12 protein-coding genes and 2 pseudogenes are annotated in these 16,635 nt (G+C 46.3%); 9 read left to right on the forward strand and 5 right to left on the reverse strand.

Annotated features, from left to right (window positions below):
• Positions 1-258 precede the first annotated feature (258 nt).
• From QUA07_RS30150 to nrdJ (QUA07_RS26325), 6 genes and pseudogenes are all read left to right on the forward strand, one after another.
• Positions 259-1,209: pseudogene (locus QUA07_RS30150) on the forward strand (leucine-rich repeat domain-containing protein); the annotation flags it as partial.
• Between the two features lie 510 nt (positions 1,210-1,719).
• A pseudogene (locus QUA07_RS30155) lies at positions 1,720-2,286 on the forward strand (DUF6745 domain-containing protein); the annotation flags it as partial.
• 433 nt (positions 2,287-2,719) lie between these two features.
• Complete coding sequence (locus QUA07_RS26310) at positions 2,720-4,882, forward strand: DUF4394 domain-containing protein (protein WP_333331183.1); 2,163 nt, start codon at positions 2,720-2,722, stop codon at positions 4,880-4,882.
• Between the two features lie 153 nt (positions 4,883-5,035).
• Complete coding sequence (locus QUA07_RS26315; RefSeq protein ID WP_006630975.1) at positions 5,036-5,323, forward strand: hypothetical protein; 288 nt, start codon at positions 5,036-5,038, stop codon at positions 5,321-5,323.
• Between the two features lie 208 nt (positions 5,324-5,531).
• Positions 5,532-6,776, forward strand: a complete 1,245-nt coding sequence (gene nrdJ / locus QUA07_RS26320; protein WP_333331186.1) for a ribonucleoside-triphosphate reductase, adenosylcobalamin-dependent — start codon at positions 5,532-5,534, stop codon at positions 6,774-6,776.
• Between the two features lie 244 nt (positions 6,777-7,020).
• Entirely contained in the window at positions 7,021-8,094 is a 1,074-nt protein-coding gene (gene nrdJ / locus QUA07_RS26325; protein WP_333331189.1) for a ribonucleoside-triphosphate reductase, adenosylcobalamin-dependent, read from the forward strand.
• Positions 8,095-8,173: 79 nt separating this feature from the next.
• Here nrdJ (QUA07_RS26325) and QUA07_RS26330 read toward each other — a convergent pair whose 3' ends face one another.
• A complete protein-coding gene (locus QUA07_RS26330) occupies positions 8,174-9,460 on the reverse strand; it encodes a Glu/Leu/Phe/Val dehydrogenase (RefSeq protein WP_333331191.1) in 1,287 nt (428 codons plus the stop codon).
• A gap of 309 nt (positions 9,461-9,769) precedes the next feature.
• On the opposite strand from QUA07_RS26330, the gene QUA07_RS26335 reads away from it, so the two are divergent.
• Positions 9,770-10,381: a DUF4126 domain-containing protein gene (locus QUA07_RS26335; protein ID WP_333331194.1), complete on the forward strand. Its 612-nt coding sequence runs from the start codon at positions 9,770-9,772 to the stop codon at positions 10,379-10,381.
• A gap of 187 nt (positions 10,382-10,568) precedes the next feature.
• Here the strand turns inward: QUA07_RS26335 and hemH are convergent, their stop codons facing one another.
• The gene (hemH, locus tag QUA07_RS26340; protein WP_333331197.1) at positions 10,569-11,732 is read right to left on the reverse strand and encodes a ferrochelatase; all 1,164 of its coding nucleotides are present in this window, start codon (positions 11,730-11,732) and stop codon (positions 10,569-10,571) included.
• A 173-nt stretch (positions 11,733-11,905) separates the two neighbouring features.
• Between hemH and QUA07_RS30160 the strand changes: the two genes are divergently transcribed.
• Positions 11,906-12,226 (forward strand): hypothetical protein, encoded by a 321-nt coding sequence (locus QUA07_RS30160; RefSeq protein WP_445305917.1) that lies wholly within the window; start codon positions 11,906-11,908, stop codon positions 12,224-12,226.
• Positions 12,165-12,548 (forward strand): class I SAM-dependent methyltransferase, encoded by a 384-nt coding sequence (locus tag QUA07_RS30165; protein WP_445305918.1) that lies wholly within the window; start codon positions 12,165-12,167, stop codon positions 12,546-12,548. Before QUA07_RS30160 ends, QUA07_RS30165 begins: the two co-directional genes overlap by 62 nt.
• Before the next feature lie 60 nt (positions 12,549-12,608).
• Here the strand turns inward: QUA07_RS30165 and QUA07_RS26350 are convergent, their stop codons facing one another.
• The 3 genes from QUA07_RS26350 to QUA07_RS26360 all read right to left on the reverse strand — a co-directional run bounded on the left by QUA07_RS26350 (position 12,609) and on the right by QUA07_RS26360 (position 16,196).
• On the reverse strand, positions 12,609-13,733 hold the full coding sequence (locus tag QUA07_RS26350; RefSeq protein WP_333331199.1) for a hypothetical protein: 1,125 nt from the start codon (positions 13,731-13,733) through the stop codon (positions 12,609-12,611).
• Positions 13,734-13,969: 236 nt separating this feature from the next.
• On the reverse strand, positions 13,970-14,686 hold the full coding sequence (locus QUA07_RS26355; protein WP_333331202.1) for a GDYXXLXY domain-containing protein: 717 nt from the start codon (positions 14,684-14,686) through the stop codon (positions 13,970-13,972).
• Positions 14,687-14,795: 109 nt separating this feature from the next.
• Positions 14,796-16,196, reverse strand: coding sequence for a DUF2157 domain-containing protein (locus QUA07_RS26360; RefSeq protein ID WP_333331205.1), 1,401 nt, complete (start codon positions 16,194-16,196; stop codon positions 14,796-14,798).
• Positions 16,197-16,635 lie beyond the last annotated feature (439 nt).

Raw genomic sequence — 16,635 nt, forward strand, 5'->3', positions numbered from 1 at the left:
AGACTTAATTCAGTAATAGAAGGTACGCAAGGGCGATTGGTAATAGTCAAAAGTCAACAGTCAACAGTATTCCCATTACCCATCTCGAAGTGTTTTATGTCTGAACAAAAACCAAACGAGTCTATGATTTTTAGCCGCTTTGCCGACTGGTACAGGCATATTGACAGCCTTTCAGAAGACGCAAAGTGCACAGTTAAGATGTTGTTAAGAAAGGCTGGCACTGATGACGCACAAGAAGCGGAGCAGATACTTTCAAGCATGACAGAACTGGATCTCAACAACAATAGAATTACCGACTTCAGCTTCCTCGGCTCGCTCACCAATCTGACCACACTGCATCTCGACTGCAATCAAATTACCGACATCGGATTCCTCGGCTCGCTCACCAATCTGACCACACTGCATCTCGACTGCAATCAAATTACCGACATCAGCTTCCTCGGCTCGCTCACCAATCTGACAACACTGTCTCTGTGCGGCAATCAAATTACCGACATCAGCTTGCTGGGCTCGTTCACCAATCTGACCAAACTCGATCTCGGCTACAATCAAATTACCGACATCAGCTTGCTGGGCTCGTTCACCAATCTGACAACACTGTCTCTCAGCTACAATCAAATTACCGACATCAGCTTCCTCGGCTCGCTCACCAATCTGACCACGCTGAATCTCAGCAACAATAGAATTACCGACATCAGCTTCCTCGGCTCGCTCACCAATCTGACCACACTGAATCTCAGCAACAATAGAATTACCGACTTCAGCTTCCTCGGCTCGCTCACCAATCTGACCACACTGAATCTCAGCTACAATCAAATTACCGACTTCAGCTTCCTCGGCTCGCTCACCAATCTGACCACACTGGATCTGGACAGGAATCAAATTACCGACATCAGATTCCTCGGCTCGCTCACCAATCTGACCACGCTGCATCTCAACAACAATCAAATTACCGACTTCAGCTTTCTCGGCTCTCTCACAAATCTGACAACACTGTCTCTCAGCAGAAATCAAATTACCGACATCAGATTCCTCGGCTCGCTCACCAATCTGACAACACTGTCTCTCAACGACAATCAAATTACCGACATCAGATTCCTCGGCTCGCTCACCAATTTGACAACACTGTATCTGTGCAGCAATCAAATTACCGACTTCAGCGTTTTGCGTAAGCTCACCAATCTGACCAAACTCGATCTTCGCGCCAATCGAATTACCGCTATGTGCGTGTTAGGCGAACTCGCACAGAAACGTCTTACTCTCTCGACTAGGCCAATAGATGCTCAAAAAGCCACAGAGGCAGTCAAAGTTGCCTATGCTGCTATTGGCCTAGAAGAGCCCTCCGTTATTATTTGCAGCAGTCCCCGCGACGCTTTTCTCCAAATCTTCAACTTGGCAAAAGGCGACCATTCACCAAACTGGTCAAACGAAGGACATGGGAATAGATTGGGGAAAAAGCTAGACTGGAAATGGATGTCCATGTCCCCATCGATTGTGAGAGACTTTACAAGTCCGGCGGTGTGGGAGTATGAGCTCCTTAGCATGACGATGGAGTCGGAAGCAGACAGCACACTGAACTCGCTAATGTACGAATTGGTTGAGGAATATGAGCGCTCGGAACGAATGATGGGGAATGTTTTTCCCGCTTATTTGTTCGGCCTCACATACCCTGAAACCCCCACGAATTTGTTTGAAGAAATCTATTTGACTCAATGGTATATATCTTCATTAGGCGTCAATATTTCCCAAAAGGCACAAGAAATACTTCGCTGCCAAAAGCTGCTTTTCGAGCATTGCGGTTGGATATTTCCCTTTGAAAAGATTTGCGCGGTGTGCGATCGCCCCCGCCACCTGCGCTTTGACAGTCAAAACCGCTTGCACGCTGAAGCAGAACCTGCGATCGAGTTTGCCGATGGATGGAATTTTTACTATTATCATGGTGTCAAATTGCCTGAAGAATACGGCAAAGTCCACCCAAATCAATGGCAAGCCCAATGGCTTTTAGCAGAAGAAAATGCCGAACTTCGGCGAGTGTTAATTGAAGCAATTGGTTACGATCGCATTTGTCAAGAGTTGTCAGCACAACAAATAGATAGTTGGCAGGAATATGCACTATTACAAATAGATAATGCCGATGTCGAGCCGATTTGTCTGTTAAAAATGACTTGTCCGAGTACGGGATTCATTCACGCTTTGAGAGTGCCGCCAAATTTGACATCAGCTAGGGAGGCAATTCGCTGGGCAAATTGGGATATTGATCCACAGGAATTTTCCGTGCAGACTTGATGATGGTTGTCGCGGCTACACACACAAAGCCCACCGTCGCAGGCTTTAAGATTAAAGTTAAAAAATAATTTCTGACCGTACAGATCCAAAATTATAGAGTCAGCGTATATTACTAATGAACGCAGTACAAAATTTCATAGGTTCGCACCGCTAAAAATTTCAGCTTCCCTGTTTGCAGTTGAGCTGCGATCGCTCTTGGCTACACAGCCAACTATAAAATAGGGCTAAGTGATCGGTATTTAGGATTGGGTTTATTTGAATCCGGGGCCTGGTTTATATATCATTTGATCTGCCTGTAATACTTTTATGGCAACCCACCCCTACAGCCGAAAATAACAAAAACTATCCTAAAAGTGCGAACTTGTGATAGTTTAACTGAGAATACCACCGCCGTTAGGCAACAGAAGTATCAAATTTAGAGGCTGATTAGAACATGGCAGAAATTAGAGGCACCGGCCAAGCAGACTTGCTAGCAGGAACTCCAGAATATGACCTGATTTTTGGTTTGATGGGCACTGACACCATTGCCGGAAACTCTGGTAATGACAGCATTTATGGAGGTAAGCAAAGCGATTTAATTGATGGAAATTCTGGTCAAGATTCGCTTTTTGGAGATTTAGATAACGACATTATTAACGGCGGCGAAGGTAACGATTTTTTAGTGGGCGGAAAAGGCAGCGATTCCATATCGGGCAACTCTGGCAATGATGTTTTGTCGGGCGATCGAGATACTGATGTCCTGATAGGCGGAGACGGGGCAGACCTATTTGTTTTGAGGCGCTACGCGGAGGCAGATCCTGGTCGTACCAGCGGCGGTGTTAGTTTGGCAAATGCCGACCTGATCGCCGATTTTGCACCCGGTACAGATTTAATCGGTTTGGGGGAAGGTCTAAGTTTTAGCGACTTGAATATTCTGGAAGCTGGAAACGATACTGTTATTCAAGACCGGGTAACAGGAGAATTTCTCGCTACTCTCAGAGGGGTGAGACAAAGTGCAATTAACCAGGCAAGTTTCACTAATAATATTGGCAGCGTTGTTCCCAGCCCCCCGCCTCCAGCGCGGACAACGGCTTATGCTTTAACTCCTGCTAATCGGATTGTCGGTTTTAGTCTTTCCAATCCGGGAAGTGTGATCTCAGATTTGCCCGTGACTGGATTGGAAGCGGGAGAAAGTTTGCTGGGAATAGATTATCGGCCAGCTAACGGTGTGCTTTACGGTGTGGGTTCTAGCAATCGCTTGTATACTGTCAATCCGATGACTGGGGAAGCAAGTCCAGTCGGTAACGGGCAGTTTGCTGTTCCCCTAACTCCGGGGGCTGCGGGTTTTGATTTCAATCCGACAGTAGATCGAATTCGGTTTGTCAATCAAGCCGATCAAAACGCCCGCCTCAACCCGGATACGGGAGGAGTTGTGGATTTTGACACGCTGGCGGGGGGAATTCAACTCGACGGGAATTTGGCTTATGTTGCGGGCGATCGCAATTTTGGGTCAAATCCAGCGGCTGCTGGGGCTGCGTATGTGAATAACTTTGCAGGGGGAACTTCGACAACGCTGTTTGTAATTGACAACGATTTGGATGTTTTGGTGCGACAAGATCCGCCGAATAATGGAGTGTTGAATACGATCGGATCTTTGGGAGTTGATGCGAATAGCGTTCTCGGCTTTGATATCAGGAGTATTGGCGGCCGCGAGGTGGCAGTGGCGGCGCTGGAAGTGGGTGGCATTTCCGGCTTGTACAATATCAATTTAAGTAGCGGTCAAGCTTCCTTTGTCGGTCAAATTGCCGACGGGAGACAGATTAACGGTTTGGCTTTGCCTTTGCCTACAGCTTACGCCTTAACTGTCAGAAATGGCGCTGAAACAATTGTCGGTTTTAACGAGGCGGCACCGCGGGCAATTCTCAGCGACGTGGCAGTTACAGGATTGCAACCGGGAGAAAGCTTGCTGGGAATTGATTTTCGCCCCGCTAACGGTGTGCTTTACGGTGTGGGTTCTAGCAATCGCTTATACGCCATCAATCCGGTTACTGGGGCTGCAAGTCAAGTGGGTAGCGGGCAGTTTGCTGTTCCCCTAACTCCGGGGGCTGCGGGTTTTGATTTCAATCCGACGGTCGATCGAATTCGGTTTGTCAATCAAGCCGGTCAAAACGCCCGCCTCAACCCGGATACGGGGGCAATTGTCGATGTTGACACGTTGACGGGGGGAGTTCAACTCGACGGGAATTTGGCTTATGCTGCGGGCGATCCTAATTTTGGCAATCCCGGCGCGGCTGCGGCTGCTGCGTATGTGAATAACTTTGCAGGGGCAGCTTCGACAACGCTGTTTGCAATTGACACCAATTTAGACATTTTGGTGCGGCAAGATCCGCCGAATAATGGGGTGTTGAATACGATCGGATCTTTGGGAATTGATGCTGGTACCGTTCTCGGCTTTGATATCAGGAGTCTTAACGGTAACGAGACGGCTTTGGCTGCGATCGAGGTTGGCGGAGTTTCCAGCCTGTACAATATCAATTTGACGACCGGTCAAGCTTCGATTGTCGGTCAAATTGGTGACGGGCGAGGGATTAAAGGTTTAGCACTGACTTTGATTTAAATAGGGGAAGAAGGAAGAAGGAAGAAGGAAGAAGGAAGAAGGAAGAAGGAAGAAAAATAATTAAACTTTTTTAATTTACCAATGCCCAATTCCCGATTCCCGATTCCCAATGCCCAATTTGAGTTAATCTATTATTTTGACAAACAAGATAAAATGTTATCTCAAGTTTTTTACTTGCTACGTTCCCGCAGTGACGGCAAATATTTGTCCGCGAATCCCAATCCAGATGCGGCAGTGAGTTACCTGCTGATGTTTCGCGAAGACTATGACGCTTTGAGCTATCTCAATGCCCACGCTGCTGATGTTGCCGATCGATTCGGAGTAGAATCGATTTCCGGTTCTCAGGTAAAAAAGCTACTTGAACGTTGGGGGTTTAACGGTGTGGGGGTTGTTCAAGACCCGCTGTTACCCAATATTGAGTTTTTATTGACAAAGGATTGACAATTGACAAGATTTGGTATTCACCCGGTTTCAGGATGAAATCGGGTTTTTTTGTCAAGTTTTGAGGAGCTCGCCCGATCGAGCTTGTACACTTCTGTGCCCCATATTTAGTGCAAATTGTCAAATATATTAACCTTTAACCCTAAATCTGAATCCTGTTGTATATTCGTAGTCTGTTGATTTATTCCGACACGTCAGTACACAACCTATGGTTAGAGAATTAGAGCGATCGAGTGCCAGCGATCAACGCAACCCGTCTGATTTCCCGGAAACAGCACCCGCAGCCAATCCAGTATTTTTCAGGACTTACAGTCGCCGTACCGAGACGGGAAGGGAGACTTGGGCCGAAGTGTGCGATCGAACAGTCAAAGGCTTGCAAAAGCTGGGAAACCTCACCCCCGAAGAAACACAACTGCTGCACCGGATGCAAAACCAGCTCAAAACCCTCGCTTCAGGCCGCTGGCTGTGGGTAGGTGGCAGCAAATGGATCGAGCAACCAGAGAATTTTTCCGGCGCATATAATTGCTCATCAACAAATATTCTTGACTGGCGTTCCTTTGGCTTGTTGATGGATTTGGCAATGATGGGCTGCGGCACTGGGGCAGTCTTGGAACCACAATATATCAACCAACTCCCGCCGATTCGCAACCGCTTAACCCTAACCATGCAAGGCGAAATCGGCTCTACACCCGCCCAGTCGCGCCGTCAAGAAACAGAAGTAAAAATAGCAGAAAAAACCGCAACTATTTATGTCGGAGATTCTCGCCAAGGTTGGGTAAACTCCTATCAAAGTTTGCTGGAATTATCCACAGATGAAAGATTTGCAGGAGAAGTTCAAGTATTCATTGATTTGAGCGACGTTCGCCCGGTGGGAGAACCTTTAAAAGGTTTTGGCGGAGTAGCCAATCCCGTGAAATTGCCCGACCTTTATCAGCGCTGCGCCGCAATTTTGAATAAAGCTTTAGGGCGGCAGTTAAATTCAGTTGAATGCTGCGTGCTGATAGATGAAGCTGCGGTGACAATTGTTGCTGGAAACATTAGAAGATCGGCCGGAATGCGTCAGTTTTATGCTGATGACGAACTCGGAGCAAATGCTAAAAATAATTTGTGGCAACAAGATGAAAATGGCAACTGGAGAATAGATCCAGAACGCGATGCCCTTCGGATGGCCAACCATACGCGAGTTTTCCATACCAAACCTACACTAGAAGAATGTATTGATGCTGTCCGCAAACAGTATTACAGCGGCGAAGGTGCGATTCAATGGGCCGGGGAAGCTGTAGCTCGATCTAACGTTGATTTACTTTCAACACCGAGTCTTAGAAGTGAGTTTTTGAAAGCTTACGACGAAGGAAAAGCTAAAGAGTGGTTGCAGGAACGCCATCCTAATATGACTGCTGGCGAGTTAGAGCATCGGTTAGTCCGCGTGGGCTTAAACCCGTGTGGTAAGTAATTTTGCCTCACGTAAAAAACCTCGCAAAATCGGAGAAGACTGAGATGTTAACTCCGAGGTAAGTAAGGGAATTAAAAATCCTTTACCACCGTAGAGCGTACCGGGTGAACCTTCTTTTTTGAAGAATATAATCCTGGCAAGAGTGCGGGGCATTTACAACTACAGTAAATGAAAAAGTACGCCGAGCTACAGGGAAAATCGAATCTGTAGAACTAAAGGATAAAAAGCCTTTAGGGTAACAAAAATGGAAATCATCGGCTCTAATTTCCACTGTAATTTGGCAGAGGTTCACCTCAATCAAATTGATCCTTACAACTTCAAAGAACAGGAGGAAGCTTTCACCGCCGGAGCTCTATCTGTGGCGGTACTTCTCAATCACAAATTTATTGAACCCCGCTATCAATACAGCCGCGAACTAGACCCGATTGTCGGCGTATCTTTCACGGGATTGTTCGATTTCTTCGTTCATGCTTTTGGCGTTGAGTGGCTGCGCTGGTGGGTGGAAGGCCGCCCGCAAACTCCGCAAGGAATGGCTTTTAAACAGCGGGAAAAAGAGTATTTGAGTGGTTGGCGGGAGATTGTGAATCGGGTAGTATGGGATTATTGCGATCGCCATTCCTTAAAACGCCCAAATCGCTGCACAACGGTTCAACCATCGGGTACTAAATCTCTGCTGACAGGTGCTTCGCCGGGGTGGCATCCGCCGAAAGCCCAGCGTTTCATTCGCCGAATCACTTTCGGCAAAAACGACCCCGTAGCCCTCGCCTGCATCGACTACGGATACAACGTGATTCCGTCTCAATCTGACAAGGATGAAAACGGTAATTTGCTGAACAATCCCTTCGATGAACGCTGTACAGAATGGCTGGTAGAAATACCTGTTGCAGTAAGTTGGGCTGACTTACCCGGTGCTGATGAAATTGACATTAACAAGTTCTCAGCGGCGGCACAAATGGACTTTTATATGCAGGTGCAAAAGTTCTATGTCAGACATAACACTTCGGCGACGATTGAACTGCGCGAAAATGAGGTTGAAAGTTTTGGCACTCGGATTTACGAGGCGATTCGCGATGATGAAGGCTACATTTCCGCAGCGCTTTTAGCTCGATTTGATGCTCTTGAAACTTTCCCGCGTCTACCGTTTGAACCGATAAACAAGGAAACTTACACCAAGATGGTGGAAGAGACTTTAGCGCGCCGCGAAATTGATGTTTTTCACGCGGCACTAAGTCGCTATGACTTAGGTGAAATGATGGATTCGGGGCCGGCGGGCTGCGATTCTGATAAGTGTTTGATGCCGGAGACTAAGGCTAAATAGCCAATAGCCAAATCCCCGACTTCTGAAATTACTTCGATATTTCACGAACATAACCAGAAGAAGTCGGGGATTTTATTTGTTAACCGTTCACATAATAATCCCGCGTTCCCTTCGCATTCATCGCTTCTCCGAGTCGATTTAACCCGTACACGTAAGCCGCAGTTCTCATAGAAACTGACAATTCCTGAGATTCTTTCCAAATTGCTTCAGTTTCTTCGACCATTTTATGCTTCAACCGCTGGTTGACCTCCTCCAGCGTCCAATAAAGTCCGCTGCGATTTTGCACCCACTCAAAATAACTAACCGTTACGCCTCCCGCATTGACTAAAATATCAGGAATTACGTGAATTCCCTTCGCTTCTAAAATCAAATCAGCAGCAGAATCAATCGGCCCGTTAGCTACTTCAAAAATAAACTTAGCCTTAACATCATTAACATTGGCTTCTGTTATTTGATTCTCCAAAGCGGCAGGAACCAGCACGTCTACATCTAATGCTAAAAGTTGCTCATTGGTTAAGATTTCGTGTTCTACAATATTGCAAACCGAACCTTCGCAGTAAATAGCTTTGATACCTTTGTTAGAATCTTTAAATCCTCGAATACTGGGGATGTCCAGCCCTTGTTTAGCATAAATTCCTCCTTGGGAATCGCTGACAGCAACAACTTTGTAACCTGCTTTCCACAGGAGTTCTGCTATTTCTGCACCCGCATTACCAAAACCTTGTACTGCTACAGTTGTATCTTGAGGATTTAGATCAAATTTGGGTAGAATAGTTTGTACTACAAAAAAAGCACCCATTGCTGTTGCCGTATCTCTGCCCAAGCTGCCGCCAATTGTCACTGGTTTTCCAGTCACCACCGCTGGAGAAAGCTGCCGCTTAATAATATTGTACTGATCCATCATCCAACCCATAATCATGGGATTGGTGTAGACATCCGGCGCGGGAATATCGACATCGGGGCCGATGAAATCTGCGATCGCATCGACATAGCCCCGGCTCAACCGTTCCAATTCCAGTTTGGACAATTCCTTGGGATTGAGAGTAATTCCGCCCTTGGCTCCTCCAAAAGGCAAGTTCAAAACTGCACATTTAAAAGTCATCCAAAATGCTAAGGATTGCACTTCATCAAGGGATACTCCCGGATGATAGCGCACTCCTCCTTTAGACGGGCCTCTGGTATTGTCGTAGCGCACCCGATAACCTTGAAAAATTCGCAGGGAACCGTCGTCCATCCGCACAGGAATCGATACAATTAAACTGGATTTGGGGTGTTTCAGCCGTTCGATCGTATCCTCGGAAAGGGACACATATTTTAAGGCTCGTTCTAATCGGCGGCTGGCATCGGCAAATAATGATTCAGACATAAGAAGTTAGTTGACTGTTGTCAGAGAGAAGAAGGATTCGGGTGCTTAAGCTAATTTAATCACAATCCTGGTTGAATGCTGCCTCCTTTATTCTGACAACAGTCAACAGTTAACAGTCAACTGCGATATTGTCGATCGACAATATCGCAGTGCCAAGCAGGATTAAGCAGATACACTTACAATAGAGGGTGATATTTAAGCTCAAGCCTCAATTTGAGTTCGATCGCTCAAATCATAGCCAGCCATCAGGGGAATTAAATTCTGAAATAGATCGAGGCTTTAGCTGACGTTAGAAACTGAATTATTATTATGGTTGGACTCCTAGCCGCACTCTCTGCGTCTGCGGCAGGGGGTATGAGAATTGCCCTGCCCCTGCTGTTAATTGGTTTGTTGCGGATTGACAAACTTTGGTCTGAAATACCTCTATTGTCGGGGGTCCCCCCCCAGGTGGCTATCACCATCTTGGTGAGTTGGTCGCTGTTAGAGTTATTTGCTTCTAAAACCTTTGTAGGGCAGCGGGTACTGCAAATTGTGCAAATTATTTTCAGCCCCATTGTAGGAGCAATTATGGGAATTGCGATCGCTCAAGTAAGTTCGATCGAGGAAATTATTGTTCACCCTTGGATGCTGTGGATAATTGGTATTGTCGGAGGTTTGTTAGCTTTAGTCCTGCAACTGGTACAAGCAGGATGGTTTTATCGGCTGCGGGGTTTGCCGATTTGGGTGATTTTCCTCCAAGATGTTCTGTGCATTTCCTTGGTTTTGTTTGCCTTTGACGCACCACGGCAGGGAGGGTTAGTGGCGATGATGCTGCTGTGGCTGGCAATTCGCAGTTCTAAAGAGTGGTATCGCTGGTACAAAAGTCAGGGAATACCGGGCGATAGGGGAAATCCCCGCCGCCGCAAGCGCGATCCTGATTAATTAGTGATTAGTTATATCGTTTACGGTTGTTTCGGAATTATTTAACCGCAGAGGGCGCAGAGGGCGCTGAGGAAGAGAAGAGAGAGATGAATAATTCCGATACCAACCGATTTGATATCATTAGTCATGTGTAACAACAGTCAACAGTCAACAGTCAACAGTCAACTGCCAACTGTCAACTGTCAATTTAAAGCAATCCGATCGAGTGTAGCGGGCCTTGACCCGTAATTAACTCCAGCAATAGTGCCACAAAACCAATCATCGCCACACGACCGTTCCAGACTTCCGCCCCCGTGGTCAAACCCCACTCCCACTGCTCTTGAGGGTACATTTTCACTGTCTTGGAAGGGCGTATCACATCGGAGAATTTAACGCTGGGAGATTTGATCGACTCGATGACTAAATCGGCCAACGCTTCAATAAACACGGGATGAGTATTCAGGGCGGGCACTCGGTAGAAATTTTTAATCCCCGATTCTTCTGCTAATTCTCGATACTCCATGTCAATTTCTTGCAGAGTCTCGATGTGTTCGGAAACAAAACTAATCGGAACTACCAACAAATCTTGGACTCCATTTTCTGCCAATTCGGTAATGGCGTCTTCGGTGTAAGGCTTGAGCCATTCCACCGGGCCAACCCGACTTTGATAAGCTAGAGTGTGTTCGTTCGATCGGTTCAAATGTTCCATAATCAGACGAGTGCAATCTTCAATCTCGCGCTGATAGGGGTCTCCAGCCTCTTCTACGTAGCTGAGGGGGACGCCGTGGGCACTGAAAAAGATGTGAACTCGATCGGGATTCGGATTGTGGTCTAGTTGTTGGGCTATCAATTCCGACATTGCCTGAATGTAACCAGGCCGCTGATACCAAGAAGGAATGGCGGTATATTGTATATCCTTGAGGGCAGGATCTTTGCCCCACATTTCTTCTAGCTGCCGGAAGCTAGAACCGCTGGTGCTGATGGAAAATTGAGGATACAGCGGCAAGATTGTCAAATGTTCGATGCGATCGCGCTTAATTTTGGCGATCGCCTCTTCAGTAAAAGGATGCCAGTAGCGCATCCCCACGTATACTCGAGCATCCTGTCCCTTTTCTTGCAAGAGTTCTTGCAGCGAAGTGGCTTGTTCCTCGGTAATCCGCCGTAAAGGAGAGCCGCCACCGATTTGGCGGTAGTTTTCCTGGGATTTTTGAAAGCGCAGGGTCGAAATCAACCAGGCGAGCGGTTTTTGCATCCACGGAAACGGAATGCGAATGATTTCCGGGTCAGCAAACAAGTTGAACAGGAAAGGACGGACATCCTCGATTTGATCTGGCCCGCCCAAGTTTAATAGCAATACTCCCACACGACCCATAGCGGTTACAGCTCTCCCATCGTCTCAGTTCTGTTACTTATCTTTATCATATAACTTAATAATATCTTAAGTCGATAGCAAGGTATACATAATTTTGACTATGGCAACAATTTTTAGAGATTTAAGTTATCGGTATCAGTGTCTCTAGGATTGCGATCGCGCGTCTGGCTGCTTTGAGCGTAGGCGGCAATGCTCGTTTGAGTCAACTAGCCTGGGAAAATTTGACCGTCAGCGCCGAAACTAAAGTTTTAGACGGTTGCTGCGGTAGCGGTCAAACTAAGCAGTTTCTGGTGCAATATTTCCAGGATGTCACAGGACTTGACGCTTGGCCATTATCTCTGCAACGGCCAACGAAAAATGTACCATCAGCCAATAATTATTTAGAAGCTTTTGCCGACTGTCAGTTTGACAGGAGTACACAGCAGCGTTGCCATGCACGAAATGCAACGGGCGCAATTGCGACAAATCTTTCAGGAAGTATACCGCGTGCTTAAGCCCGGTGGTCTATTCATTTTGGTAGATATTCATCGGCATACAAATCCGGTATTTAGGTCAGGGTTGGCTGTATTTTTGTGGTTGTTTGAGACTGAAACTGACTTGGGGAGTTTGTTGGCAGAGGTAGAATGGCGATCGTACAATTCCGAAGGAACTCAACAACCAAAACTTTATGCTGACGGCAGCATTCAAGTAATCCAACTTCAAAAGTCAGTTGACAGTTGTCAGTTGACAGTGGTCATTAGTGCGCGGGGAAGAAACCGGGTTTCTACGAATTTTGGGTTGAGTGACGATAAATATCGGGAGAAACCCGGTTTCTGAGGTCGGCGCGCGCATCTTACTATACTTGTCAACTAATGACTAATGACTAATGACTAATGATTAAACAAACTTTTTCGCTGCTGCCAAAGCAGCCTCAAACTTGAGCAATACATCTTTTTCTGTGTGAATAGCTTTCTCTTGTTCCAGCAGCGGCCGACCAAAGCGAAAAATGCCGTCCTGTTCTACGTGGTCTACATAAGGGAGCGTTTCTGGATGTGGCAAAAATTTTCTGCCGATGGTGTACGGCGTGTGGAAAGAAAAGCTAAAATCGGGAAACTTGTCGCTTTTGATTTCAAGATAGTAAAGCGAGTAATAATCTTTGGTTTCGCAGTACACACATTCGCGGCACTTATTTACAAGTTTGCGGTTCTGATAGAAAAAGTCCCACTTGTCCCAATAGTAGGCATCTTTCATCATTTCCTGGTGGTCGTCGCACAGTTCGAGATATAATTTGTCAGAATCCGCCGGACGGTAGAAGTAAAGCATGGCGTAGGGCATTTCAATCAGTAACTTGACTGCTTGATTTTTTCGCTGGTACCATTCCTGCTGGTGAGTTTCGTAGACTTCCTTATATTTATTAATTGCTTTAAAGCTGTTGAGCTGATTTTCTTTGGCCCAGCGCGACGCCCAAACTGTCCAGTAAGCTAGCTGGAAGGTTGCTGAAATTTCTTCCGAACCTTGTTCTTTCCAGTCGGCAATGATTTTTTCCCACTCGGAACTAAAAGCTACTCGTGATTGTTCGTTTTCTTCAGGCTTTTCTGTATTGATTGGGGTGGGTATTTGGTGATTATTTTTAATCAGCCCTTTGGGTTCTTTGCGCCAATTATTAATATCGGTTGGCGTTAGACTTAAGATGAATCTTCTGTCGTGAACGGGATATTCTAAATGGATTCCTGATTTGCGGAAAGAGCGGTATTCTAAAATAGGGAGTTTGTCTTGTTCAATCCACTGCTGGCGTTCTGCTGGCGAACACTTGAGTATTGTTTCTAATTCTACCGGATCGACGGCTAATTCACTTTTGAATGTCTCCCAAAATCTTTCTTGTTCGGCGGGATTTGCTTCCAGGAGGGATACAATTCGGTTGACGAGATGATCGGTTTGGTCTGGGCAATTTTCGGGAAGTCCTAAGAAGTCGAGGAGTTTGGTCTTGAGTATTCGTCTGGCTGAGATTAGCTCGGCTAACATGAGAAGCTCCAGTAGAGTCATGACTTGCGCCCTTGAACTGGCAAGATTTGCACAAGTCTTATATATCTTAATAGATTCTCCTGGGTTGTCGGCAATTGAAATGTCCGCACGAGCGAAGCTACCCCATTGCGCCTGCGAGCCCGTTGCGGTAGGGTATCGCCCAACCTCCGCCCCATCACTAAGCCAAAATACTCAAAACAAGGGCAAAAGACCGATCGACCTTTTGGCTAAATTGGCTAAAATCGATAATTGCGATCGCGCACCCACAAACTCACAGGCACAGCATGGCCTGTTTTGTCAACCTTTACTTCTACCAAAAAAGATTGTCGCTGCTTCCTTTGAGCTTCGCTAATCTCCTGATTGACTTTTTCCCTTTCATCCTCTGGCATATAATAAGTTTCTAAGCCGTATTCCATCTGCCAACCGTTATATTTGCCCTTAATAGCGATTTGATTGGCGGGCAAATTGGCGGGATTTTCTAGGCTGACGCGGACGGGTTTCCAAGCTTGGGGGCGGCCGGGATTAGTCGCGGCTTTTGGCGCTTCTAATATTACATAAAAACTGGTTTGTGGCTTGACATTGTGCGTATTTTGTGGACAAACAACTGCGGGCGGACAATATATTTTTTCCGTCGCTAAATCTTTCCAGCCGGGGAGTTTTTGGAGATTTGTGCTAGCGGAAATATCATAGCTCAAAACTTGGTAATATCCGCGCAAAAAGTCGTAAGGGTCTACTGGTGCTGTTTGCAGGACAACTGTTTTGCCAGTAATAAAAGTGTAAATTGCGGGAGCTGGTACGGCGGCAATTAGTCCGATTTGCAGCAGCAAAGGAACCCACAGCCGCCACGCGGGAAGGCGTTGCGCTGCGGGGGGAAGGGTGAATGATGGGGGAGTAGGGCTGGTATCTGCTATTTCGGAACTTTGATCTGTTGAATCTGGATTTTCGGTGTTCATATTGGGAATTGAGAATTGGTTCGCAGAATAATATCGTTGAGCTTTGAATCGGCATAATCATCTTCCGAGTGCAGTGCAAGGGGGACGATCGCACTATAGTAGAATGCTCCTATTCATCGGGAATTTTTGCGAAGTGGCGCTCGAACCACAAACCCGCTGCAATTACGCCAGTTCCGCATAAAACAAAGACAAAAGATTTGAGCAACAATCCTGTGTTATATTCAAAGACTCGGCTGATAATTTGCAGGGTAATTAATACCATGCCTCCCCAAAAAATCCGGCGGTTTCCTAATGCTAAACCTTCTCGGATTAACCCGACAGCGAGCAAAAATAAGAAAACATTGAACAGAAAAGTGGCTAATTGAGGAATGGGAGTAAAATTGAGGTGAAAAAGCGGTATTAAGGCGCTGGCGAGAATTAAAATGCCGATCGCACCTGTGGTCAAATCCACACCATTTTGTTTCGGCCGCCGGAGTTCCAAACGTCCCAAGCGCAGCCATTCAAACAGCGTGAAACCGCCCAAAACAGCCACATTTGCCAGCAAAACCCAATCCGGCTTAGTTGGCGCAGGATTCGACGAATCTTGCCACAACCAGTGGAAAGAAAGAAAATAAAATAAACTGGCGAGAAACAGCAGGGCTAAACTGCGGGCGGTAGGTTGAAACAGCTTGCTGCGTACCTTCGGCCAGATTGCATCGTCGTATCCCCACAGCAAAGCGGGCGGTAGGGCGCAAAAAATTGCTGTACCCCAGGTTAGATTTAAGCCTTGGACGATAGAAACTTGTAGGGAAAAAATTATCGCGATCGCACTTATGGCAAAAATAGCACGCGATCGACACCAATAAGCCAGCGGCACAAACATTATACTGGCTGCGATCGGCATTTGCCGCACCAAAACTTCCAGCCAAGAAAACTCGACTTTAGAAGACCAATCTAACACGGCAAACCAATAGCCCAAACCGATTAAAAGTGCGGACAAAACGCCCAAGGAAGTCAACCGCAAACTGTAAGCCATTCCGAGCACGCCGATTCCCCAAGTGAGGTAAAGTCCGTAGGAAGAACCGCCAATGTGAAACATTTGTGCCATCAAAGCCATATTTGCTCCTAAAATCAGAGCTCCTAACAGCAACAATCCTTCACCTAGGAGTTTGTTTCGCCCTATTGTTAGGGGAATATTGAGATTGGAGTTTTGGCTTCGGGATGGGGGAAGTCGCCACAGATAGAAACCCGCCGCATTGACTGCTACGAAAAGACTTAGCAGCAGTGCAACTCTCACTTCGCGCGACCAAACTTGCCAGTTTGCGGCTACAAAGGTGATGACTCCTATACCGAGGAGAATGCCGCCGAGACTCATCAGAATGCTGAGGAATCGGTTGCGGGAGGCGGTTTCGAGTGTGTTGAATTGGTAGCGTTCCGAAAGTTGTTGGTAGAATGAAGTATCGATGAGTCCTTCTGCTTGCCAGAGTTTGGCTTGTTCGCGCAACTCCCGTCGAAATTTATCTGAAATCATTGTTTATATTCCAGAGGATTTGAACTGTGATAGTTTTTAATATGTCATGTGTGAGTCGATTGTCGATGGAGGCTGGGACACCTGCTGAACTTGCACAAAAGTCTTTTTTGAGTTTTGATGTTAGTTTCAATCCCTGATAGGGATTTAGGTTGATTGCAACGATTGATTTATTTTTGATGGTGCGTGTAAAATCTTTGTTTCAATCCCTGATAGGGATTTAGGTTGATTGCGGCCTGCTGGACAAGTTATAATTTGTCAAGTGGACAACTGGACGAGTAGATAAATGACAGAATTACACTCGGTAGTGTCTTTGCTCGATCGATACAATTAGAAAAGCAGGGAAGCTATATTTAGATAACCCTTTTAACAATACTCCGGACAGTTTTTAAGCAGCCAGAGTACCATAAGACAAGACTGAAGGAAGGTTAGGGTGATTTAA

This window comes from Microcoleus sp. T3_A4 (assembly GCF_036700465.1).
In the GTDB taxonomy this organism is placed as follows: Bacteria; Cyanobacteriota; Cyanobacteriia; order Cyanobacteriales; family Microcoleaceae; genus Microcoleus.